This window comes from Pseudomonas sp. 2848 (assembly GCF_003253945.1).
Classification (GTDB): Bacteria; Pseudomonadota; Gammaproteobacteria; order Pseudomonadales; family Pseudomonadaceae; genus Aquipseudomonas.
The window spans coordinates 45,820-69,462 of sequence record NZ_QKZD01000016.1; the positions used below are offsets into that span (position 1 = coordinate 45,820).

Sequence of the window (23,643 nt, forward strand, 5' to 3'; positions counted from 1 at the left end):
GAAATCAGGGCCCGTGTTGCGGTTGGGCCAGGGCGCTGTCGACGCGAATGTGACGCAGGTCGCCAACTCGTCGGGTCAGGCCGATGCGGTCGAAGTACTCGAGGATCTGCACACTGCGCTTGCGACCGATGGCCAAACCATCGCGAAACGCCGCGACCTGCACTATCGGCGAAGTCGCAGCCTGGCGCAACAGCAGCTCCGCCATGCGCCTGAGCGTCGCCTCCGGGTAGAACAGGTCACGCACCACCTGATGCACAAGGCCCAACCGGGCCAGCTTGCGCAACAACAGCCGGACATCAGCCTCTTCGCAACCCTCCTCGCCGGCCAGGGTCCGTACCCAGGGCGGGTCGAACTCACCTGCCAACAAGCGCGGCAACAGACGCTCCCACAACGCGTTGTCCGCGGCGCTCAACTGGACCCGGTGGTCCGGCAGGTGCAACCAGGGGCCGCTGCTGCTGATCGCACCTGCGCCCAGCAGCTCATCGAGCAAGCTGACAAACGCGGGGCGCTCCAATGGCAAGGCGGTAAAGCGGCGCAAGCGGTCCCGGTCCGGGCCAAGCTGGTCGGGCTCTTGCGCATGGAACTGCGCCAGACGCTCCAGCACCTGTCGCTTGAGTGCCTGCCACTGTAAGTGATCGAACAACAGCTGACCTTGACGGGTGGCAATCACCAGCACCGAATCCGGCAACTGCCAGGTCTCGCGCAAGCGGTTGAACTGGCGCTCCAGACGCCGGGGCTCGAGACCGCCGGGGGCCGCCTCGAGCAGGGCCGACAACGCTTGCTCGAGATTGTCGGCGTCGCGCAGCACCTGCAACTGACGCAAGCGCGCTTCGCTGCGCCGTTGCCGACTCGGGGCGAACGGGTCGAGCACACGCCCACCACCCAGCGTGCGCTGGGCCCGTTGGTCACGCAGCACCAGGCGATCCCCATGCACCGCCTGCAGCGGGGCATTGAGCAGCAACTGGGCGAACATGCGCTGGCCGGCGGCGAGCCGCTCACCTTCGAGCAAGGCAACCCGGGCGGTGACATCCTGGGTGCCCAGGTGCACGTGCACTGCGCTGAAATGCTCGAAGGCGCGGGTTTCACCCGGCAGCAGGGTGAAGTCGATATCGACCCGCACGCTGGGCGCATGCAGCCACTCCGGCACAAGCCAGTCGCCACGATGCACCTGCTCGGCCGAGAGCTTTTCCGCGCTGATGTTCAAGGCCACCCGCTGCCCGGCTGCGGCGACCAGGGCTGCCTGGTTCTGGGCATGCAGGCCACGCACCCGCACCGCTTTGCCGGCCTTGCCGAGCAGCAAGGTATCGCCGACGCTGACCTGCCCGGCCAGCGCCGTGCCGGTGACCACGACTCCCGCTCCGGAAACCGCGAAAGCTCGGTCTACCGCCAGCCGGAAACCGCCACGCACGCTGCGCTGGCGAACATGCGCTTCAGCCGCCAGCAAAGCCTCGCGCAGGGCGTCGATGCCCTCGCCGGACAGGCTCGAAACCGCAAACTGCCTGGCCCCGGCGTAGGGGCCGGGCGCGAGCAGTTCGGTGATCTGGGCCCGGACTTCACTCAACCGCGACGGCTCGACCCGGTCGCACTTGCTGATCACCACCAGCGCATGGGGAATCCCCAGCAACGCGATGATCGAGAGGTGCTCACGGGTCTGCGGCATCACCCCATCGTCGGCGGCCACCACCAGCAGTACCAGGTCGATGCCATGGGCACCGGCCAGCATGTTGTGGATAAACCGCTCGTGGCCCGGCACATCGATGAAGCCTGTCAGCGGCGCCCCTTGCGCCAGCGCCGCGTAGCGATAGCCGAGGTCGATGGTCATGCCCCGGTCGCGCTCCTCCCGGCGGGTGTCGCCGGCCTGGCCGGTCAGGGCCTGGAGCAGCGCGGTCTTGCCATGGTCGATGTGGCCGGCAGTCCCGACAATCACTGCACCGCCCCCAGTTGCAACGCCGGCAGTTGCGCCAGCCACTGGGCCTCGTCGTCCAGCTGGCGCAAGTCAAGCCACAGGGCATCGTCGTCGATACGACCGAGCACCGGCACCGGCAGGTCGCGCAACGCACGCTCGAGCACATGCAGGCTGCGCCCGCGCAGTTTCTTCGACACCTGCGGGCGCAGGCACAGCGCCGCGCTGGGCAGCCGCGCCACCGGCTGGCTGCCGCTGCCGATCATGCCCATTGCCGGCTCGACGCTCACCACCCATTGCGCGCCGAGACGAGCAGCCAACTCGGGCGCCAGGCGCTCGGCCTGGGCGGCGATCTCGGCTTGCGCACGGGTCAGCAGGCGCAGGCTGGGCAGACGTTCGGCCAGGCGATCGGGGTTGCGATAGAGTTGCAGCACCGCCTCCAGCGCGGCAAGGGTGATCTTGTCGACCCGCAGGGCACGCTTGAGCGGGTTCTTCTTGATCTTCGCGATCAGTTCCTTGCGCCCGACGATGATCCCCGCCTGCGGGCCGCCCAACAGCTTGTCGCCGCTGAAGGTGACGATGTCGGCGCCGTCGGCCAGCGCCTGGCGCACCGTCGGCTCGGCCGGCAGGCCCCAGCGGGTCAGGTCAAGCAGGCTGCCGCTGCCCAGGTCTTCGAGCAGCGGCAACTGATGATCGTGGGCGATGCGCGCCAGCTCGGCGGTGGGTACCTGGGTGGTGAAGCCCTGGATGCTGTAGTTGCTGCAATGCACGCGCATCAGCAGCCCTGTGCGCGGGTTGATCGCGCCTTCGTAGTCGCGGGCGTGGGTGCGGTTGGTGGTGCCGATCTCGTGCAGCTTCACCCCCGCGCGGGCCATGATGTCGGGGATGCGGAACGCACCGCCGATCTCGATCAACTCGCCGCGGGAGATGATGCCCTCCTTGCGTGCGCCCAGGCTGTTGAGCGCCAGCAGCACGGCGGCAGCATTGTTGTTGACCACGGTGACGGCTTCGGCGCCGGTCAGCTCGCGGATCAGGCCTTCGATCAGGTCGTCGCGGTCACCCCGCTTGCCGGTGGCCAGGTCGAACTCCAGGTTCAGCGGATAGCGGGCGGCGACCTGCATCGCCTCCACTGCCTCCTCCGGCAGCAGGGCGCGGCCGAGGTTGGTGTGCAGCACCGTACCGGTGAGGTTGAAGACCCGGCGCACCTGGCTGCGCTGCTGGATGGCCAGGCGCTCGCCCGTGCGCCCGAGCAGAACATCGGCGCTCAGTTCCACGGCGCTCAGCTGACCCAGACGGGCCGGTTCGCGCAGGTCGTCGAGGAGCTGGCGCAGGGTGGCCAGGGTAGCGTCGCGGCCATGACGGTCGAGCAGCGGCTGGCAGGCAGGGTGGCGCAGCAGGGTGTCGATGGAGGGCAAGCGTGGGGTGTCGCTGGCGGGGCTTGGAGACATGCGGTACTACCTGTGACTGATCCGTTGTCTGTTCGGGCCCTGTCGCGGGGCAAGCCCGCTCCCACGCAATACAGGTACAGCGTGGGAGTGGGCTTGCCCCGCGAGAGGCCTCAACTCGATTGCAGTGTAGACACTACCCCGGTGCCAACATAAGGTTCGGCGCCAGCCGATGGAAGCCCTCCTCGTCCAGCCGCATATCCAGCGCCAGGCTCGCCAGGTCATCGGCCAACGGCTCGGCCGCCGCGTCGTTCTCCAGGTAGCTCTGCTTCAGGTAGCCCTGGCACCCCGGACAGCACTCGGCGCGCAGCGGTGCCTTGCCCGGCGCATGGCGGTCATCCTCGAGGCTGCTGTAGCGCAGGCCCTTGCTCGACTCGCAGTACACGCACTTGACCCGCACCACATGCCATTCGCAGGCACACAGCGAACAGGCCAGGTAGCGCAGGCCGTTGTGCTTGCCGCGATTGCGCACCACACCGGCCATGGCCGGCGAGCCGCAGGCCGGGCACTGGGCCAGGCTGCCAGCGGGCTTGAGCTCAGGCTCTGGCAGCGTCAGCAACCAACTCGACCAGGCGGCCTGCAACGCCGCGCCCAGGAAGGGCACCAAGGCCGCCGGTACGGCATCGTACTGGCCACCGAGCAGCGCGATGGCCCAGCCCTTGCGCTGTTCGTCACCGCTCTCGCGCAGGCTGCCCAGCGCCGCTGCCAGTGGCCCTTCGGGCGCCGGTTCGAAGTGATCGAGCAGCGCTTGCAGCCACACCAGCCACTGCCCTTCGCGCACCAGGCCGTCCGCTGCCAGGGGTGGCAGGCCATGACTTATGCACAGGCGCTGACGCTCCTCGGCTACCGGCAAGCCACCGGGCGGGTTATCCACAAGCTGCTGCTGGATCCGGCACAGGCGCGCGACCAGATGCAGATACTCGCCAAGGGCATTGCCCTCGGCCAGCTGCTCCAGGCGCGCGGCCCGCACTGCGAACAGATTGGCGGGCGGCAGATGCAGGAACGGCGGCATTACCGCCGACGCTTCGATCTGCCCGGGTTCGAGAATCGTGCTCAAACGCTCATCCTTCTTTTCTACCGTGAGTGTGCGGCGTCTTGTCGCCGGTGACTTCCCGGTACCACAGTTCATGGTGCTTGCGCGCCCAGGCGCGGCTGACCCAGCCATGCAGCATCGCGCCGATCGAGCCCTTGATCCAGATCCCGGCGTAGATGTGCACGATGATGCTGAGGATCAGCACGAACGCCGCCAGGGCATGCAGCAAGGTCGCCAGTCGGATAGCACCGATATCAAAGTAATGGCTGAACCAGGCCCGCCAGATCACCACGCCGCTGACCAGCAGCACCAGCATGCACGCCAGCAAGGTCCAGAACAGCAGCTTCTGCCCGGCGTTGTACTTGCCGATCGGCGGCACGCCCTCTTCCTTGTTGAGCATCACCCGGTCGATGCGGCGCAGCCACAGGCGGTCGTTGGCGGTGATGAAGTTGGCGCGCCAGAAGCGCAGCACCAGGCCAAGGAAGAACACGAACATGGCCACGCCGATGAACGGGTGGAGGATCCGTGTCCACGGCCCGCCGCCGAACAGGTGGCTGAGCCAGAACAGCGCCGGGTGGAACAGCGCCAGCCCCGACAGGCCGGCCAGCACGAACAGGATCGCGACGATCCAGTGGTTGCTCCGCTCGTTGGCGTTGTAGCGCAGGATAGGCTTGTTGTCGTTCATGGCCGCTGCTCCCCCTGCCCGCCCGGGCGGTTCGGATCATAGACATGCACCGCCGGGTCCACCTGGTGGACATCGTTATCCACAGGTGCCGGATGCTCATCCTCCTCGACCCGCTGCGGGCCGACACGTACGTAGTGGAAGAACCCGGCCAGCACCGCCGCGCCCATGGCAAGCAGCGCCAGCGGCTTGCTGAAGCCCTTCCACAGCCCGACCAGCGGGCTGATCACCGGTTGGTCCGGCAGACCGGCGTAGATCCGCGGCGTATCAGCATGGTGCAGCACGTACATCACGTGGGTGCCGCCGACACCGTCCGGGTCGTACAACCCGGCGTTGTCGTAGCCCCGCGACTTCAGGTCGACGATGCGCTCATCGGCGTGCACCTTCATCTCCTCCTTGCTGCCGAAGACGATCGCCCCGGTCGGGCAGGTCTTCACGCAGGCCGGCTCCAGGCCCACGCTCACACGGTCGGAACACAGGGTGCACTTGTACGCCTTGTGATCCTTCTGCGAAATGCGCGGGATGTTGAACGGGCAGCCGGTGATGCAGTAGCCGCAACCGATGCAGTGGTCCTGGTTGAAGTCGACGATACCGTTGGCATGCTTGATGATCGCCCCCGGGCTCGGGCACGCTTTCAGACACCCCGGATCGGCGCAGTGCATGCAGCCATCCTTGCGGATCAGCCACTCCAGGTTGCCGTCGTCGCGCTCGTGCTCGGTGAAGCGCATCAGGGTCCAGGTTTCGGCACTGAGGTCCTGAGGGTTGTCGTAGGTGCCATGGTTGTGGCCAACCTCGTCACGCAGTTCGTTCCACTCCGAACACGCCACCTGGCAGGCCTTGCAGCCGATGCACTTGGTGGTGTCGATCAGCTTGGCGACTTCCTGCTGCTGGCGTACCGAGGGCGGCACGGTGGTGGTGGCCGAGCGGGCAATGATGTCTTGGCTGGCCATCAGAGTTTCTCCACTTTGACGAGGAACGACTTGGACTCCGGCGTCTGCGTGTTGCCATCCCCGAGGAACGGCACCAGGGTGTTGGTCAGGTAACCGTGCCGCGTGGCGCCGGTGAAGCCCCAGTGCAGCGGGATGCCGATCTGGTGCACGGTCTGGTTGTTGACCTGCAGCGGACGGATCCGCTTGGTCACCACCGCCACCGCGTCGATATGCCCGCGCTTGCTCGACACCCTTACCCGGTCACCGGCCTTGATGCCCTTCTCGTTCGCCAGCACCTCGCCGATCTCGACGAACTGCTCGGGCTGGGCGATGGCGTTGAGCCGGCAATGCTTGCTCCAGAAGTGGAAATGCTCGGTCAGCCGGTAGGTGGTCGCGGCGTGCGGGAACTCGTCGTGGGTACCCAAGGTGTCCCACACCGAATCGAAGATCCGCCCGGCCGGGTTGCTGGTGGCCTTCTTGTTCTGCGGGTGCAGCGGGTTGATGCCGATCGGTGTCTCGAAAGGTTCGTAATGCTCGGGGAACGGGCCCTCGGCCATCTTGTCGATGGCGAAGAAGCGCGCCACACCCTCGGGGTTCATGATGAACGGATTCATCCCCGCTTCCGGCGGCGAGTCGACCTTGAAGTCGGGCACGTCGGTGCCGGTCCAGGCCTTGCCGTTCCACCACACCAGGCGCTTCTTCTCCGGGTCCCATGGCTTGCCTTGCGGGTCGCTGGAGGCGCGGTTGTAGAGGATGCGGCGGTTTGCCGGCCAGGCCCAGGCCCAGTTCTGCACCTGGTGCATGCCATAGGGATCGCTGTTGTCGCGACGGGCCATCTGGTTACCCTGCTCGGTCCAGCTGCCGGCGAAGATCCAGCAGCCCGACGCGGTGCTGCCGTCATCCTTCAACTGCGCGAAGCCGGCGAGCTGTTGCCCTGCCTTGAGCGTGGCACCGGTGGCGTCGGTGAGATCACTGACCGCCCAGCCGTTCATCTCCTTGGCCAGCTCTTCGGGGGATGGCTCCTCAGGGACCTTGTACGGCCAGCTGATGTTGAGCAGTGGGTCCGGATAGGCGCCGCCCTCGGCCTGATAGCGCTTGCGCAGGCGCAGGAACAGCTCGCTCATGATGTGCACGTCGGTACGGGTCTGGCCCGGCCCATCGGCGCCCTTCCAGTGCCACTGCAGCCAGCGGCTGCTGTTGACCAGCGAACCGTCCTCTTCGGCGAAGCAGGTGGTGGGCAGGCGGATCACCTCGGTCTGGATGTTGGCCGTGTCGACGTCGTTGAACGGGCCAGCGTTGCGCCAGAACTCGGAGGTCTCGGTGGCCAGCGGGTCCATGATCACCAGCCACTTGAGCTTGGCCAGCGCGGCGGTGACGCGGTTCTTGTCCGGCAACGCGGCGATCGGGTTGAAGCCCTGGCACATGTAGCCGTTGACCTTGCCCTGGCCCATCATCTCGAACATGCGCAGCACGTCGTAGGCCGGTACGTCGAGCTTGGGCAGCCAGTCATAGCCCCAGTTGTTCTCCGCCGTGGCATTGGCGCCGTACCAGGCCTTCATCAGGCTGACGTGGAACTTGCCGTAGTTCTGCCAATACGACAGCTGCCCGGGGCGCAGCGGTTTGGAGGCACGCTTGTCGATGTAGCTGGCGTAGTCCTGCTCGGCGTCGCCGGCCAGCGTGAGGTAGCCCGGCAGCGAGTTCGACAGCAGGCCCAGGTCGGTCAGGCCCTGGATGTTGGAGTGTCCGCGCAGGGCGTTGACCCCGCCACCGGGCATGCCGACGTTGCCCAGCAGCAACTGCACCATCGCCGCGCTGCGGATGATCTGCGCGCCGATCGAGTGCTGGGTCCAGCCCAGGGCATAGAGGATCGTCATGGTCTTGCCCGGCACCGAACAGGTGGCGATCTCTTCCCAGACTTTCATCATCTGGTCCTGGGGCATGCCACAGGTCATGCTCGCCAGCTCCGGCGTGTAGCGGCTGTAGTGCTGCTTCATCAACTGGTACACGCAACGCGGGTGCTGCAGGGTCGGGTCGACCTTGGCAAAACCGTCCTCGCCCAGCTCGTAGCCCCAGCCGGACTTGTCGGCATACACGCGCTTGGCCGCGTCGTAGCCGCTGAACAGCCCGTCCTCGAAGCCATAGCTCTCTTTGACGATGAACGACACATCGGTGTAATTGCGCACGTACTCGTGCTGGATCTTGTCGTTGCTCAGCAGGTAGTTGATCAGCCCGCCCATGAAGGCGATGTCGCTGCCGGTACGAATCGGCGCGTAGTAATCGGCCACCGAGGCGGTACGGGTGAACCGCGGGTCGACCACGATCAGCCGCGCCTTGTTGTGCGCCTTGGCCTCGGTCACCCACTTGAAGCCGCACGGGTGCGCTTCAGCGGCGTTGCCGCCCATCACCAGGACCAGGTTTGCGTTGGCGATGTCAGACCAGTGATTGGTCATCGCGCCACGGCCGTACGTCGGGGCAAGACTTGCCACCGTCGGGCCGTGTCAGACACGCGCCTGGTTATCGAACCCCAGCATGCCGGTCGCACGGATCACCTTGTGCGTCAGGTAGCCCGCTTCGCTGGAAGCGGCGGACGCGGCGAGGAATCCGGTGGTGAGCCAGCGGTTGACCGTCTGGCCCTGGGCATTCTTCTCGATGAAGTTGGCGTCGCGGTCCTGTTTCATCAGGTCGGCGATGCGGTCGAGGGCTTCGTCCCACTCGATGCGGGTCCACTCGTTGCTGCCCGGCTTGCGCACCTCGGGGTACTGCAGGCGGCTCGGGCTGTGGATAAAGTCCAGCAGGCCCGCGCCTTTCGGGCACAAGGTGCCGCGGTTGACCGGATGGTCCGCGTCGCCCTCGATATGGATGATGTTCTGTTTGACGTTCTTGCCCGCGTCACCCTGGCTGTACATGATCAGGCCGCAGCCGACCGAGCAGTAGGGGCAGGTGTTACGGGTCTCTTTGGTGTGCGCCAGCTTGAAGTGGCGCACCTGCTCGGCGAACGCGGGGGTCGGGGCCATGCCCAACGCCGCAAGGCTCGAGCCTCCAAGGCCGACGGCGGCGACCTTGAAGAATTGCCGACGGTTGAGGTCCATCGTGCACTCCTGATCAGGTTCTCGGGCGCACGGGACTTGGCCGGCGCCTCAGGGACTTCACGGTGGCGGTGGGTAGAGACCGCCAACTGTTAAGCCTAGTCAAGAATCTGGGAAGTGGGGTGATCTGGATCAGGTTGTAAGTAAATCGCCACTTTATTTATACAGGTGCAGAAGTACAGCGCCCGCCAGCACCAGGGCCACCCCGACGACCTGTAGCAGGGACAGACGCTCGCGGTAGAACAGGAAGCCAAGAATGGCGGCAATGCCTCCAGACAAGGTGCTGATCACCGTAACGACTGCGATCGAGCCATGCAGCGCGCCCCAGGAAAACGCCGAGAACCCCCCCCAGATTGAAAAGACTGGCACCACACAAGGTCCCCCAGGTCTTGAGCCTGACCGTAATCTGACCTCGAAACATTCGCAGCGCTGCGGGCAGCAGGAACAGAACACCCACCCCATAGCCGAGCGCCAGCATGTTCACTGGCCCCAGCTCCGGTAATACGTATTTTCCCTGGACCCAGAAGCTGATGCCATACAGCAGCGCGGCTAGCAGGGCGAAACCGACTGACAGACGACTGCCCGCAGGCGCTTGCCCAGTGCCGCCCTTTGCCTCACGGCTGGCCAGGACCACGCCCAGAAAGCAGGTCAGCAAGCCGAAGATCTGCCAGGTGCCCAGCACCTCGCCCCCCAACCACGCCAGCAACGTGGTGAACACGCCATAGGAAGTCACCAACGGCGCCACCACCGATGTCTGGCCGATCGCGAACGCCTTCGAAAGCGCCAATGCGCCGCTCAGGGTACACAGTGCCGCCATACAGGCGAACAGCAGCACGCTCGTCGGGGCCGCGACCATCTTGGTGAGCTGCTGAGAAGATCCGGCAATGATGAGCCCCATCAACAACAGCCCCAACAACTGCCCGAAGAATACCGCCCGCCTTACGCCGACCGCTCGGGCATTCATGCCAACCAGAAAGTCGGTGGCCCCCCAGAGTGCGGCAGCCAGCAGTCCCATTAGTACATCCATGCCTCAATTCCTGAATGGAAGGGGGGTGACGATAGATAGCCATTACCTCTCTCCAAGTAAAGTTCAGGTACTTAAAGGAAGCCTTGCATCGGCAATGGCAAGATCCCGCATCACAATCACAGTTAGACAGCATGGCTGTGCTTGCCCCTTATCAGGCCTGCCTGCAAGACAGATCATCTAAATACCTGCATAACTATAAAGCCGCCAATAGTTGTAATAGGGCCCGGATACATCTGTACATATTGAATCAGACTCGGTCCAACTCCCCGATCATATGAAATGATTTCCGGCCCGAAGATCAGCGTCACAACACCTACTGCGCGACTCTCATACCGATGGACCACACAACCCAGCCGTTGTAAGTCTCATCACCTGCCTCACCCTAGAGATTGGTGGCGTAGACGTCCTCCGAACCCTCTACACATAGTCTCCGGCAATAGAATTCAACTGCATGTCGATTTCCTGCTTATCTTCAGCGGTCATCTTTACACCCCAGCAGAGAAAGTCCAACAGCTTAAACCACGCCTCTCTCCTGGCCACCCCAAAAAGTAAATTCAGAACCGTCCTACATAACTATTTACTAAGTATTTCGCTTATGCACCATGCATTTCAAAATGCCAAACCAACATCTCGGATCAATCTCACCCCTTGGAAACACACAAAACTACCAGAGTGACGGTGCTTAACCACCGAGTAGCTGAACGGCTATCTTTAAACAGGATGAGATGGCGCAAGCAGTAGCAGAGCAAAATGCCCCTACACAACATTAGGAAAGGTCTTACACCAAGTGTACGAACTTGCTTGCTAGGTTGGTAGTACACATGGACGAGGTATTTATCATGAACGTGAAACGGTCACTCGGCAGCCTTCTGCTCGGCGCCGCGATACTCCCCTCCCTCACCGTGGCAGCCTCTCTGAACAATGACGCCGCGCCTCAAGTCACCGCCGAACAAGCACGCTCCATCGTCAATGCCGCTGAACGCGCCGCCCGCGCCCAAGGCTTCGCCATCGTCATCAGCATCGTCGACAACCACGGCAACCTGAAGCATTTCCACCGCATGGACGGCACCAGCAGCGGCAGCATCCAGGTCGCGCAGCTCAAAGCCGCTACATCTGCACGCTTTCCACTTTCATCCCGCTCGCTGGGTGAACGCAGCGCTGGGTTGCCAGCCAATTCCTACGCTTCGCTGCCCGGTTTCACTTTGCTGGAAGGCGGGTTGCCAATCATTGATGCGAACGGCAGGCATATCGGCGGTATAGGCATCAGCGGAGCAACACCAGAGCTTGATGCACAATTTGCCCAGGCGGCGCTCGAAGAAAGCTGACAGGCAAAAAGAAACCCGCTTCATGCCTGAAGCGGGTTTCTTGTCACAGCTCCGTTCACCTGTGGTACCTAGTGCCCACAGGAAAGGATCAGAACGGAATATCGTCGTCGAAGCTGTCGAAGTCAGCGGCAGGCTGCGGAGCCGGCTGTTGCGGCGCTGGGCGCTGCGGCGCTTGTTGCGGGCGCTGGGCCTGTTGGCGTGGGGCCTGGTTGTACTGTTGCTGCTGACCGCCCTGGTTGTAGTTGTTGCCACCACCCTGGTTGTACTGGTCGCCACCGCCCTGCTGGCCCTGCGGACGACCGCCGAGCAGCTGCATGGTGCCGTTGATGTCGACGATGATCTCGGTGGTGTAGCGCTTGATGCCGTCCTTTTCCCACTCGCGGGTCTGCAGCTTGCCCTCGATGTAGCACTGCGAACCCTTGCGCAGGTATTCGCCGGCGATTTCGGCGACCTTGCCGAACAGCGAGACACGGTGCCACTCGGTGCGCTCGACCTTCTGGCCCGACTGCTTGTCGGTCCACTGCTCGCTGGTGGCCAGGCTCAGGTTGGTCACGGCGTTACCGTTGGGCAGGTAGCGGACTTCGGGATCCTGACCGCAAGTACCGACCAGAATGACTTTGTTAACCCCACGGGCCATAACGTTCTCCTAGGCTTCGCACGCCGAAGAGGCTGGGTTCACCAGACGCTCGAGGGTCGCACGGTCCAAAATTTTCGTATCCAGTTTGATATAGATGGCGGCTTCTTCTGCCACCACCACAGCGTCGGTCACACCCGGCACGGCCATCAGGCGCTCGGTCAGCCCGGCTTCCCGGACCGCTTCCGGCGTCAGCGGCATGCGCAGGCTGGTCACGTACGGCGGCTCGTTCATGCGCAACGCCGTCAGCAGCCAGAAGGCGCACAAGCCAGCGCAGCCGAGGAACACCATGCTCAAGCCACCGTGCTGGAACAACCAGCCACCGAGGATGCCACCCAGTGCCGCGCCAAGGAACTGGCTGGTGGAGTAGACCCCCATCGCCGTGCCCTTGCCGCCGGCAGGCGACACCTTGCTGACCAGCGAAGGCAAGGATGCCTCCAGCAGGTTGAATGCAGTAAAGAATACCACGGTGCCGATCACCAGTCCGCGCAAGTTGTCAGCCCACTGCCAGAAGAACACCTCCACCAGCAGCAGGACACCGACCGCGCCGAGCAACACGCGTTTCATCTTGCGCTTCTTTTCCCCGTAGATGATGAAGGGGATCATTGCAAAAAATGAAACCAGCAGCGCGGTCAGGTACACCCACCAGTGCTGCTCCTTGGGCAGCCCGCCGCGCTCGACGAAGGCCAGCGGCAGCGCCACGAAGCTGGCCATCAGGATCGCGTGCAGCACGAAAATACTGATGTCCAGGCGTAGAAGGTCCGGATTGCGCAGGGTCGGGCCGAGGGCCTGACGGGCGACACCGGACTCGCGATGACTCAGCACACTGTGCGAGCTGGGCACGACGAAAGCGATCAGCGCGATGCCGACCAGGGCAAGTCCTGCAGTGGCCAGGAACAATCCTGACAAACCAAAGGCGCGGGTCAACAGCGGGCCGACCACCATCGCCACGGCGAACGACAAGCCGATGCTCATGCCGATCATGGCCATGGCCTTGGTCCGGTGCTGTTCGCGGGTCAGGTCGGACAACAGCGCCATGACCGCCGCGGAAATCGCCCCCGCGCCCTGCAGGATGCGCCCAGCGATAACCCCCCAGATCGAGTCGGCCTGGGCCGCCAGCACACTGCCCAGGGCGAAGATCACCAGCCCCACATAGATCACTGGCCGGCGACCGATGCGGTCGGAAATCACCCCGAACGGAATCTGCAGCACCGCTTGCGTCAGACCATAGGCGCCGATGGCCAGGCCGATCAGTGCAGGCGTGGCGCCGGCCAGGTCCATGCCGTAGGTGGCGAGCACCGGCAGCACCATGAACATGCCCAGCATACGAAAGGCAAAGACCAGGGCCAGGCCGCTCGCGGCGCGGGTTTCGCTGCCACTCATGCGCTCGTTGTGGGTGTCGTGCATGGATTAACCTCGTGTGAACCGGCGGCGATTCTATCAGTCCGACGCCTTGACGGCATATACGCGACGCTTTGCCGCGTACTGGCAGCGCGCCGTATACTGCTTTGTTTATGCCCGCCGAGCGAGGCCGTAGTGGACAAGATCCTGATCCGTGGGGCGCGTACCCACAACCTGAAGAACATCGACCTGACCCTGCCCCGGGACAAACTGATCGTGATCACCGGCCTGTCCGGGTCCGGCAAGTCCTCGCTGGCGTTCGACACGCTGTACGCCGAAGGCCAGCGCCGCTATGTCGAGTCGCTGTCGGCCTATGCCCGGCAGTTCCTGTCGATGATGGAAAAACCCGACGTCGACACCATCGAAGGATTGTCGCCGGCCATCTCCATCGAGCAGAAGTCGACCTCGCACAACCCGCGCTCGACCGTCGGCACCATCACCGAGATCTACGACTACCTGCGCCTGCTCTATGCCCGCGTCGGCACCCCACGCTGCCCGGACCATGACATCCCGCTTGAGGCGCAAACGATCAGCCAGATGGTCGACCTGGTGCTGGAAAAGCCCGAAGGCAGCAAGCTGATGCTGTTGGCGCCGGTTATCCGCGAGCGCAAGGGTGAGCACCTGGCGGTGTTCGACGAGCTGCGCGCCCAGGGTTTCGTACGCGCCCGGGTCAACGGCAAGCTGTACGAGCTCGACGAGTTGCCCAAGCTCGACAAACAGAAGAAACACAGCATTGATGTGGTGGTAGACCGTTTCAAGGTCCGCGCCGACCTGCAGCAGCGCCTGGCCGAGTCCTTCGAGACCGCGCTCAAGCTGGCCGACGGCATCGCCCTGGTAGCGCCGATGGACGACGAGGAAGGCGAAGAAGTGATCTTCTCGGCGCGCTTCGCCTGCCCGGTGTGCGGCCACGCGATCAGCGAGCTGGAGCCGAAGCTGTTCTCCTTCAACAACCCGGCTGGCGCCTGCCCGACCTGCGATGGCCTGGGGGTCAAGCAGTTTTTCGACACCAAGCGCCTGGTCAACGCTGAGCTGACCTTGGCCGAAGGCGCGATTCGCGGCTGGGACCGGCGCAACGTCTATTACTTCCAGATGCTCGGCTCGCTGGCCGCGCATTACGGCTTCAGCCTGGAGGAACCGTTCGGCGAGCTGTCCGCCGAGCACCAGAAGGTCATCCTGCAAGGCAGTGGCAAGCAGAGTGTCGACTTCAAGTACCTCAACGACCGTGGCGACATCGTCAAGCGCTCGCACCCGTTCGAAGGCATCGTGCCGAACCTTGAGCGTCGCTATCGCGAGACCGAGTCGGCCACCGTGCGTGAAGAGCTGGCCAAGTTCCTCGGCACCCAGCCCTGCCCTGATTGCCGCGGCACCCGCCTGCGCCGCGAAGCGCGCCACGTCTGGGTGGGTGAGAAGACCCTGCCGGCAGTGACCAACCTGCCGATCGGCGAAGCCAGCAATTACTTCGGCGCGCTGAGCCTCACCGGCCGCCGTGGCGAGATCGCGGCGAAGATTCTCAAGGAAATCTGCGAACGCCTGCAGTTCCTGGTCAACGTCGGCCTCGACTATCTGACCCTGGACCGCAGCGCCGATACCCTGTCTGGCGGCGAGGCCCAGCGTATCCGCCTGGCCAGCCAGATCGGCGCAGGCCTGGTGGGCGTGATGTACATCCTCGACGAGCCCTCGATCGGCCTGCACCAGCGCGATAACGACCGCTTGCTGGCAACGCTCAACCACCTGCGCGACCTGGGTAACACGGTGATCGTGGTCGAGCACGACGAGGACGCCATCCGCCTGGCCGACTACGTGGTGGACATCGGCCCGGGCGCTGGCGTGCATGGCGGGCAGATCGTCGCCGAGGGCTCGCCCGAGGAGGTGATGGCGCATCCCGACTCGCTGACTGGCAAATACCTGTCCGGACGCAAGAAGATCGTCGTGCCGGCCAAGCGCACCCCGCGCAACAAGAAGCTGTCGCTCAAACTCAAGGGCGCGCGCGGCAACAACCTGCAGAACGTCGACCTGGAAGTGCCGATCGGCCTGCTGACCTGCGTGACCGGTGTGTCCGGCTCGGGCAAATCGACGCTGATCAACAACACCCTGTTCCCCCTGGCCGCTACTGCGCTAAACGGGGCAAGCAGCCTGGAAGCGGCGCCGCACGCCAGCGTCGATGGCCTGCAGCACCTGGACAAGGTGGTCGATATCGACCAGAGCCCGATCGGCCGTACGCCACGGTCGAACCCGGCTACCTACACCGGCATCTTCACGCCGATCCGCGAGCTGTTCGCCGGGGTGCCGGAATCGCGTTCGCGCGGATACGGCCCAGGGCGCTTCTCGTTCAACGTCAAGGGTGGGCGCTGCGAGGCCTGCCAGGGCGACGGCCTGATCAAGGTGGAGATGCACTTCCTGCCGGACATCTACGTGCCGTGCGACGTGTGCAAGAGCAAGCGCTACAACCGCGAAACCCTGGAGATCAAGTACAAGGGCAAGAACATCCACGAGGTGCTGGAAATGACCATCGAGGATGCCCGCGAGTTCTTCGACGCGGTGCCGGCCCTGGCGCGCAAGCTGCAGACCCTGATGGATGTGGGCCTGTCGTACATCAAGCTGGGGCAATCGGCGACCACGCTGTCGGGCGGCGAAGCGCAGCGGGTCAAGCTGTCCCGCGAGCTGTCCAAGCGCGACACAGGCAAGACCCTGTACATCCTCGACGAGCCGACCACCGGCCTGCACTTCGCCGATATCCAGCAACTGCTGGACGTGCTGCACCGCCTGCGTGACCACGGCAACACCGTGGTGGTCATCGAGCACAACCTGGATGTGATCAAGACCGCCGACTGGCTGGTGGATTTGGGGCCGGAAGGTGGGTCCAAAGGCGGCCAGATCATTGCCTGTGGCACGCCAGAAGAGCTGAGCAAGATGAAGCAGTCGTACACCGGCCACTACCTCAAGCCACTGCTGGAGCGTGACCGGGCCTGAGTGGAGTCGCTGACATGAAAAAGCCCCTGGTACCGTCGGTGGCAGGGGCTTTTTCGTAGGGCTGTGGATAACTTACATCTGCGACTGCAGGTAGTTCTCCAGGCCGATCGCCTTGATCAGACCCTGCTGCTTCTCCAGCCAGTAGGTATGATCTTCTTCGGTGTCGGCCAGCTGCGCGCGCAGGATGTCGCGGCTGATGTAGTCCTTGTGCAGTTCGCACAGCTCGATGCCCTTGCACAGCGCGGCACGTACCTTGTACTCGAGCTTGAGGTCGGCCTCGATCATCTCCGGCACGGTGCTGCCCACTTCCAGGTCGTCGGCGCGCATGTCCGGAGTACCTTCGAGCATGAGGATACGGCGCATCAGGGCATCGGCGTGCTGCGTCTCTTCTTCCATCTCGTGGTTGATACGTTCATAGAGCTTGGTCAGGCCCCAGTCTTCGTACATGCGCGAGTGAATGAAGTACTGATCGCGTGCTGCCAGTTCGCCCTTCAGCAACGTGACGAGATAGTTGATTACGTCCGGGTGACCTTGCATCGCCCTGCTTCTCCGTGTGAATACGTCAATAGGGCTAGTGTGAACCAGGTTTTGCTCGCGGTCACTGAAAAACGCGCAATTAGAAGCAAAAAATCGGCTAAACAGTAGTGATATTCATTGAAAAACCGCCCAAATGAGGGCGGTTCTTCTTATCACTTCGACTTAGCCGAGATTCACGCCCAATGCCTTGGCAATCCCTTCGCCGTAGGCCGGATCAGCCTTGTAGAAGTACTGCAGCTGACGCTGGATGACATCGTCGCTGACACCGGCCATGGTCCCGGCGATGTTGTTGATCAACAGCGCCTTCTGCTCATCGCTCATCAGACGGAACAGTGCCCCGGCGTGGCTGTAGTAATCGTTGTCCTCACGGTGATCGTAACGATCCGCCGAGCCGTTCAGGGCCAGTGCGGGCTCGGCATGCCGCGGCGATTGCTTCGGCGCGCTTGCATGGCTGTTGGGCTCGTAGTTAGGAGCGCCGCCGTATGCGCCGATGGCCATGGAGCCGTCGCGTTGGTAGCTGTTCACCGGGCTGCGCGGCGCATTGACCGGCAGTTGCTGGTGGTTGGTGCCTACGCGGTAGCGATGCGCATCGGCATAGGCGAACACACGCCCCTGCAGCATGCGGTCTGGCGACAGGCCAACCCCGGGGACCATGTTGCTGGGCCCGAACGCCGCCTGCTCAACCTCGGCGAAGTAGTTGAGCGGGTTGCGGTTGAGCTCCAGCACACCGACTTCGATCAACGGGTAGTCCTTCTGCGACCAGGTCTTGGTCACATCGAACGGGTTTTCGTCACGGCTGGCCGCCTCGGCCTCGCTCATCACCTGGATGCACACGGTCCAACGCGGGAAATCGCCGCGCTCGATGGCCTCGAACAGGTCACGCTGGGCGTAGTCCGGGTCGCTCCCGGCCAGACGGGCGGCATCAGCCGGCGCCAGGTTCTTGATGCCTTGCTGGGTCTTGAAGTGCCATTTGACCCAGCTCCGCTCGCCCTGGGCGTTGATCAGGCTGTAGGTGTGGCTGCCGAAGCCGTGCATGTGGCGGTAGCCATCGGGAATGCCGCGATCGGAGAACAGGATGGTGACCTGGTGCAGTGCCTCGGGCGAATGCGACCAGAAGTCCCACCTCATTTGCGCGTTCTTCAGGTTGGTCTGCGGGTGGCGCTTCTGGGTGTGGATGAAGTCAGGGAACTTCAGCGGGTCGCGAATGAAGAACACGGGAGTGTTGTTGCCAACAATGTCCCAGTTGCCTTCCTCGGTGTAGAACTTAACCGCAAAACCACGCGGGTCGCGTTCGGTATCCGCAGAGCCGCGTTCGCCGCCCACGGTGGAGAACCGCAGGAACGTTTCGGTCTGCTTGCCGATGCTGTCGAACAGCTTGGCACTGGTGAGCTCGGTGATATCGCGGGTGACGGTGAAGGTACCGTAGGCGCCGGAGCCCTTGGCGTGCACGCGACGCTCCGGGATGTTCTCGCGGTTGAAGTGGGCAAGCTTCTCGAGCAGGTGGAAGTCGTCGAGCAGCAGCGGGCCACGAGGGCCTGCGGAACGGGAGTTCTGGTTGTCGGCTACGGGTGCACCGCTGGCGGTAGTGAGAATCTTGCTCATGGGCTCTCCTGATCGGTCTTGAATTGCCGGCTAATCGGCTTGAGGAGAGTATTGTCGAGCGAGGTTACAAGGACAAATTCATTAAGTGACTTATATCAATAGAAAATAACAATTCACCAGACAACAAAAAACCGGGCCTAGGCCCGGTTTCTTGTAGCAGACAGAACGTCTTACTCGGCAGCTTCTACAGCACCACCGACCGGACGATCAACCAGCTCGACGTACGCCATAGGCGCGTTGTCGCCAGCGCGGAAACCGCACTTCAGGATACGCAGGTAGCCGCCCTGACGGGTGGCGTAACGCTTGCCCAGGTCGTTGAACAGTTTGCCAACGGCGGACTTCGAACGGGTACGGTCGAAGGCCAGACGACGGTTGGCAACGCTGTCTTCCTTGGCCAGGGTGATCAGCGGCTCGGCAACGCGGCGCAGTTCCTTGGCTTTCGGCAGGGTGGTTTTGATCAGCTCGTGCTCGATCAGCGACACAGCCATGTTCTGGAACATAGCTTTGCGGTGAGAGCTGGTACGGCTCAGGTGACGTCCACTTTTACGATGACGCATGATTCATTCCTTACCAAACACAACGTTCGGTGATTACGACGATCAGGCAGTCGCCTTGTCGTCTTTCTTAAGGCTTGCAGGCGGCCAGTTGTCGAGGCGCATGCCGAGAGACAGACCACGGGAGGCCAGGACGTCCTTGATTTCAGTCAGGGACTTCTTGCCCAGGTTAGGAGTCTTCAACAGCTCTACTTCGGTACGCTGAATCAGGTCGCCGATGTAGTAGATGTTCTCCGCCTTGAGGCAGTTGGCCGAACGTACAGTCAGTTCCAGGTCGTCAACCGGGCGCAGCAGGATCGGATCGATCTCGTCTTCCTGCTCGACCACAACCGGCTCGCTGTCACCTTTGAGGTCGACGAACGCGGCCAGCTGCTGTTGCAGGATGGTCGCGGCACGACGGATAGCCTCTTCAGGATCCAGGGTACCGTTGGTTTCCAGATCGATGACCAGCTTGTCCAGGTTGGTACGCTGCTCAACACGGGCGTTCTCGACCACGTAGGCGATACGACGCACCGGGCTGAACGAGGCGTCCAGCTGGAGACGGCCAATGCTGCGGCTTTCGTCTTCGTCAGTCTGACGGGAGTCGGCCGGCTCGTAACCGCGACCACGAGCTACAGTGAGCTTCATGTTCAGGGCGCCGTTGGACGCCAGGTTCGCGATTACGTGATCGGGGTTGACGATCTCGACATCGTGATCCAGCTGAATATCGGCAGCGGTAACCACCCCCGAACCCTTTTTCGACAAGGTCAGCGTAACTTCGTCACGACCGTGCAGTTTGATAGCCAGGCCTTTCAGGTTCAACAGGATTTCAATGACGTCTTCCTGTACACCTTCGATCGCGGAGTACTCGTGGAGTACGCCATCGATCTCGGCCTCGACTACTGCACAGCCAGGCATGGAGGACAACAGGATGCGGCGCAGCGCGTTGCCCAGGGTATGGCCGAAGCCACGCTCGAGAGGCTCGAGCGTGATCTTGGCGCGGGTTGGACTGACAACCTGCACGTCGATGTGACGGGGTGTCAGAAACTCATTTACCGAAATCTGCATGGATGCACCTATTTTCTAGCCCTTACTTGGAGTAGAGCTCGACAATCAGGTTTTCGTTGATGTCGGCGGACAGGTCGCTGCGAGCAGGAACGTTCTTGAAAACGCCCGACTTTTTAGCAGCATCCACATCAACCCACTCAACGCGGCCACGCTGGGCGCACAGTTCAAGGGCTTGAACAATGCGCAGCTGGTTCAGCGACTTCTCGCGAACCGAGACCACGTCACCCGGACGAACTTGGTAGGATGGAATGTTTACAGTCTTACCGTTGACGCTGATCGCTTTGTGCGAAACCAGCTGACGGGACTCGGAACGAGTCGAGCCGAAGCCCATACGGTAAACGACGTTATCCAGACGGCACTCGAGCAGTTGCAGCAGGTTCTCACCGGTTGCGCCTTTTTTCGAGGCAGCAGCTTGGTAGTAACCGCGGAACTGACGCTCCAGAACACCGTAGATACGACGGACTTTTTGTTTCTCGCGCAGCTGAGTACCGTAGTCGGACTGACGGCCACGGCGCTGGCCGTGGATACCTGGGGCTGCTTCGATGTTGCACTTCGATTCCAGAGCGCGAACGCCGCTCTTCAGGAACAGGTCAGTGCCTTCACGGCGAGACAGTTTGCATTTTGGACCAATGTAACGTGCCATTTATCTGTCTCCTGATTACACGCGACGCTTCTTCGGCGGACGGCACCCGTTATGCGGGATTGGCGTCACGTCGGTGATGCTGGCGATCTTGTAGCCGCAGCTGTTCAGTGCACGAACGGCGGACTCACGACCTGGACCTGGACCCTTGACGTTCACGTCGAGGTTCTTCAGACCGTATTCCAGCGCAGCTTGACCAGCACGCTCAGCAGCGATCTGTGCTGCGAACGGGGTGGATTTGCGCGAACCACGGAAACCCGAACCACCGGAAGTAGCCCAGGACAGTGCGTTGCCCTGACGGTCGGTGATGGTCACGATGGTGTTGTTGAAAGACGCATGGATGTGGGCGATGCCATCAACCACTGTCTTTTTGATTTTTTTACGAGGACGAGCAGCAGGTTTTGCCATGTCTATATTCCTGGGCGATTACTTGCGGATCGGCTTACGCGGGCCCTTACGGGTGCGTGCGTTGGTCTTGGTGCGCTGACCGCGAACCGGCAGACCTTTACGATGACGCAGGCCGCGGTAGCAACCCAGGTCCATCAAGCGCTTGATCTTCATGTTGATGTCACGGCGCAGGTCACCTTCGGTGGTGAACTTCGCGACTTCGCCACGCAGGGTTTCGATTTGCTCGTCGCTCAGATCCTTGATCTTAGCGGCTGGGTTTACACCAGCATCCGCACAGATCTTCTGTGCAGTTGTGCGACCGACACCATAGATGTAGGTCAGCGAGATAACAGTATGCTTGTTATCTGGAATGTTGACGCCTGCAATACGGGCCATTCAGTGGGACTCCAATTGACAGCTACCTACGCCCCGGAAGCCAAGAAATAGGGCGCGAGATAATATCGCTGTAGAAACGAATAATCAACCCAGCAGCACACTAGCTGCTGGGTTTGAAGCGCGGATCACACTCAGCCTTGGCGCTGCTTGTGACGCGGTTCCGCGCTGCAGATCACGCGCACGATACCTTCGCGACGAATGATCTTGCAGTTGCGGCACAGCTTTTTCACCGATGCACGAACTTTCATTACCGACTCCTCGAACCTTAAGGGGCTAAATCAGCGCAGCAGACCGCTGCCGCCGTAGCCTTTCAGGTTGGCTTTCTTCATCAGGGATTCGTACTGGTGCGAAACGAGGTGCGATTGTACTTGGGACATGAAGTCCATCACAACCACTACCACAATCAGCAACGAGGTCCCGCCAAGGTAGAACGGCACGTTTGCTGCTACCACCAGGAACTGGGGCAGAAGGCACACGGCCATCATGTAAAGAGCACCGAACATGGTCAAACGGGTCAGAACGCCATCAATGTAGCGCGCCGACTGCTCACCAGGACGGATACCCGGAATAAAGGCACCGGACTTCTTCAGGTTTTCCGCTACGTCTTTCGGGTTGAACATCAACGCTGTGTAGAAGAAGCAGAAGAAAATGATCCCTGCACTAAACAGCAGAATGTTCAACGGCTGACCAGGAGCGATCGACTGCGAGATGTCCTGCAGCCAGCCCATACCTTCAGACTGACCGAACCAGGCACCCAGCGAAGCCGGGAACAGCAAGATGCTGCTCGCGAAAATGGCCGGAATTACGCCCGCCATGTTCACTTTCAGCGGCAGGTGGCTGGTCTGCGCAGCGAAGACCTTGCGGCCCTGCTGACGCTTGGCGTAGTGAACGGCGATACGACGCTGACCACGCTCGATGAACACCACGAAGCCGATAATCGCTACTGCCAGCAAACCGATTGCGACCAGGGCGAAGATGTTGATATCGCCTGTGCGTGCAGACTCGAAAGACTGCCCGATTGCTCTCGGAAGACCGGCAACGATACCTGCGAAGATCAACATCGAGATACCGTTGCCCACACCGCGCTCGGTGATCTGCTCACCCAGCCACATCATGAACATCGCGCCCGCCACGAAGGTGGAGACGGCGACGACATGGAAGCCGAGGCCAACAGAAAACGCCACGCCCTGGTTGGCCAGGCCAATGGACATGCCAATGGCTTGAACCAGCGCCAGGATAACGGTGCCGTAGCGGGTGTACTGGCTGATCTTGCGACGGCCAGCTTCACCTTCCTTCTTCAACTGCTCCAGCTGCGGGCTGACAGCGGTCATGAGCTGCATGATGATCGATGCCGAGATGTACGGCATGATCCCCAGTGCAAAGATGCTCATGCGCTCCAGCGCGCCGCCGGAAAACATGTTGAACAAGCTAAGAATGGTCCCCTCATTCTGCCGGAACAGATCCGCGAGACGGTCCGGGTTAATGCCTGGTACCGGGATGTGCGCGCCAATCCGATAGACGATGATCGCCATGAACAGAAAACGCAGACGAGCCCAGAGTTCCGACATCCCGCCCTTACCGAGCGAAGAGAGAGCACCTTGCTTAGCCATTTATTCCTCGAACTTGCCGCCAGCTGCTTCGATAGCCGCACGTGCACCTTTGGTGACGGCGATACCCTTGAGGGTGACTGCGCGAGTGACTTCGCCCGACAGCATGATTTTCACACGCTGTACGTGCTGGCCGATCACGTTGGCGTCCTTCAGGGACTGAACGGTGATCAGATCGCCTTCCACCTTGGCCAGCTCGGACAGACGCACTTCGGCGCGGTCCATGGCTTTCAGGGAAACGAAGCCGAACTTCGGCAGGCGACGGTGCAGCGGCTGTTGACCGCCTTCGAAGCCTGGAGCGATGGAACCACCGGAACGGGAGGTCTGACCTTTGTGACCACGGCCACCGGTCTTACCCAGACCGCTACCGATACCACGGCCCGGACGGTGCTTCTCGCGACGGGAACCCGGCGCTGGACTCAGATCATTGAGTTTCAT

General features: G+C 62.3%; 20 protein-coding genes and 1 pseudogene. 2 read left to right on the top strand and 19 right to left on the bottom strand.

The window, feature by feature from the left end:
- Positions 1 to 4 precede the first annotated feature (4 nt).
- From selB to DFS21_RS24100, 7 genes and pseudogenes are all read right to left on the bottom strand, one after another.
- Positions 5 to 1,927 (bottom strand): selenocysteine-specific translation elongation factor, encoded by a 1,923-nt coding sequence (gene selB / locus DFS21_RS24065; RefSeq protein ID WP_111533288.1) that lies wholly within the window; start codon positions 1,925 to 1,927, stop codon positions 5 to 7.
- Positions 1,924 to 3,351, bottom strand: a complete 1,428-nt coding sequence (gene selA / locus DFS21_RS24070; RefSeq protein ID WP_110703864.1) for an L-seryl-tRNA(Sec) selenium transferase — start codon at positions 3,349 to 3,351, stop codon at positions 1,924 to 1,926. The genes selB and selA overlap by 4 nt, the downstream gene beginning before the upstream one ends.
- Positions 3,352 to 3,484: 133 nt before the next feature.
- Entirely contained in the window at positions 3,485 to 4,405 is a 921-nt protein-coding gene (gene fdhE, locus DFS21_RS24075) for a formate dehydrogenase accessory protein FdhE (RefSeq protein ID WP_110703866.1), read from the bottom strand.
- A 4-nt stretch (positions 4,406 to 4,409) separates the two neighbouring features.
- A complete protein-coding gene (locus DFS21_RS24080; protein ID WP_111533289.1) occupies positions 4,410 to 5,066 on the bottom strand; it encodes a formate dehydrogenase subunit gamma in 657 nt (218 codons plus the stop codon).
- Complete coding sequence (fdxH, locus tag DFS21_RS24085; protein WP_038707246.1) at positions 5,063 to 6,013, bottom strand: formate dehydrogenase subunit beta; 951 nt, start codon at positions 6,011 to 6,013, stop codon at positions 5,063 to 5,065. The genes DFS21_RS24080 and fdxH overlap by 4 nt, the downstream gene beginning before the upstream one ends.
- The gene (fdnG, locus tag DFS21_RS24090; protein WP_146603173.1) at positions 6,013 to 9,081 is read right to left on the bottom strand and encodes a formate dehydrogenase-N subunit alpha; all 3,069 of its coding nucleotides are present in this window, start codon (positions 9,079 to 9,081) and stop codon (positions 6,013 to 6,015) included. Before fdnG ends, fdxH begins: the two co-directional genes overlap by 1 nt.
- Before the next feature lie 153 nt (positions 9,082 to 9,234).
- Positions 9,235 to 10,105, bottom strand: a pseudogene (locus DFS21_RS24100) (DMT family transporter).
- 821 nt (positions 10,106 to 10,926) lie between these two features.
- Between DFS21_RS24100 and DFS21_RS24105 the strand changes: the two are divergent.
- On the top strand, positions 10,927 to 11,430 hold the full coding sequence (locus tag DFS21_RS24105; RefSeq protein WP_256591589.1) for a heme-binding protein: 504 nt from the start codon (positions 10,927 to 10,929) through the stop codon (positions 11,428 to 11,430).
- A gap of 88 nt (positions 11,431 to 11,518) precedes the next feature.
- Here DFS21_RS24105 and DFS21_RS24110 read toward each other — a convergent pair whose 3' ends face one another.
- Together DFS21_RS24110 and DFS21_RS24115 are read right to left on the bottom strand one after the other, a co-directional pair.
- On the bottom strand, positions 11,519 to 12,067 hold the full coding sequence (locus DFS21_RS24110) for a single-stranded DNA-binding protein (RefSeq protein WP_023629920.1): 549 nt from the start codon (positions 12,065 to 12,067) through the stop codon (positions 11,519 to 11,521).
- A 9-nt stretch (positions 12,068 to 12,076) separates the two neighbouring features.
- Positions 12,077 to 13,471, bottom strand: coding sequence for an MFS transporter (locus DFS21_RS24115; protein ID WP_110703875.1), 1,395 nt, complete (start codon positions 13,469 to 13,471; stop codon positions 12,077 to 12,079).
- Positions 13,472 to 13,600: 129 nt separating this feature from the next.
- On the opposite strand from DFS21_RS24115, the gene uvrA reads away from it, so the two are divergent.
- The gene (uvrA, locus tag DFS21_RS24120) at positions 13,601 to 16,435 is read left to right on the top strand and encodes an excinuclease ABC subunit UvrA (RefSeq protein WP_046857340.1); all 2,835 of its coding nucleotides are present in this window, start codon (positions 13,601 to 13,603) and stop codon (positions 16,433 to 16,435) included.
- A gap of 72 nt (positions 16,436 to 16,507) precedes the next feature.
- Here the strand turns inward: uvrA and bfr are convergent, their stop codons facing one another.
- From bfr to rplO, 10 genes are all read right to left on the bottom strand, one after another.
- Positions 16,508 to 16,972, bottom strand: a complete 465-nt coding sequence (bfr, locus tag DFS21_RS24125) for a bacterioferritin (protein WP_028690240.1) — start codon at positions 16,970 to 16,972, stop codon at positions 16,508 to 16,510.
- 162 nt (positions 16,973 to 17,134) lie between these two features.
- Positions 17,135 to 18,574, bottom strand: a complete 1,440-nt coding sequence (locus DFS21_RS24130) for a catalase (protein WP_111533293.1) — start codon at positions 18,572 to 18,574, stop codon at positions 17,135 to 17,137.
- Between the two features lie 170 nt (positions 18,575 to 18,744).
- Entirely contained in the window at positions 18,745 to 19,131 is a 387-nt protein-coding gene (gene rplQ, locus DFS21_RS24135) for a 50S ribosomal protein L17 (protein ID WP_003255451.1), read from the bottom strand.
- 42 nt (positions 19,132 to 19,173) lie between these two features.
- Positions 19,174 to 20,175 carry a DNA-directed RNA polymerase subunit alpha gene (gene rpoA / locus DFS21_RS24140; RefSeq protein ID WP_003255452.1) on the bottom strand — a complete coding sequence of 334 codons (1,002 nt, stop codon included), beginning with the start codon at positions 20,173 to 20,175 and terminating at the stop codon, positions 19,174 to 19,176.
- A gap of 22 nt (positions 20,176 to 20,197) precedes the next feature.
- Positions 20,198 to 20,818 carry a 30S ribosomal protein S4 gene (gene rpsD, locus DFS21_RS24145; protein ID WP_023629185.1) on the bottom strand — a complete coding sequence of 207 codons (621 nt, stop codon included), beginning with the start codon at positions 20,816 to 20,818 and terminating at the stop codon, positions 20,198 to 20,200.
- A 15-nt stretch (positions 20,819 to 20,833) separates the two neighbouring features.
- Positions 20,834 to 21,223: a 30S ribosomal protein S11 gene (gene rpsK / locus DFS21_RS24150; protein ID WP_012270237.1), complete on the bottom strand. Its 390-nt coding sequence runs from the start codon at positions 21,221 to 21,223 to the stop codon at positions 20,834 to 20,836.
- 18 nt (positions 21,224 to 21,241) lie between these two features.
- The gene (gene rpsM / locus DFS21_RS24155) at positions 21,242 to 21,598 is read right to left on the bottom strand and encodes a 30S ribosomal protein S13 (RefSeq protein WP_003255457.1); all 357 of its coding nucleotides are present in this window, start codon (positions 21,596 to 21,598) and stop codon (positions 21,242 to 21,244) included.
- A 131-nt stretch (positions 21,599 to 21,729) separates the two neighbouring features.
- On the bottom strand, positions 21,730 to 21,846 hold the full coding sequence (gene rpmJ / locus DFS21_RS24160; protein ID WP_011531897.1) for a 50S ribosomal protein L36: 117 nt from the start codon (positions 21,844 to 21,846) through the stop codon (positions 21,730 to 21,732).
- Between the two features lie 30 nt (positions 21,847 to 21,876).
- Positions 21,877 to 23,208: a preprotein translocase subunit SecY gene (gene secY, locus DFS21_RS24165; protein ID WP_003257108.1), complete on the bottom strand. Its 1,332-nt coding sequence runs from the start codon at positions 23,206 to 23,208 to the stop codon at positions 21,877 to 21,879.
- A complete protein-coding gene (rplO, locus tag DFS21_RS24170; protein ID WP_011531896.1) occupies positions 23,209 to 23,643 on the bottom strand; it encodes a 50S ribosomal protein L15 in 435 nt (144 codons plus the stop codon).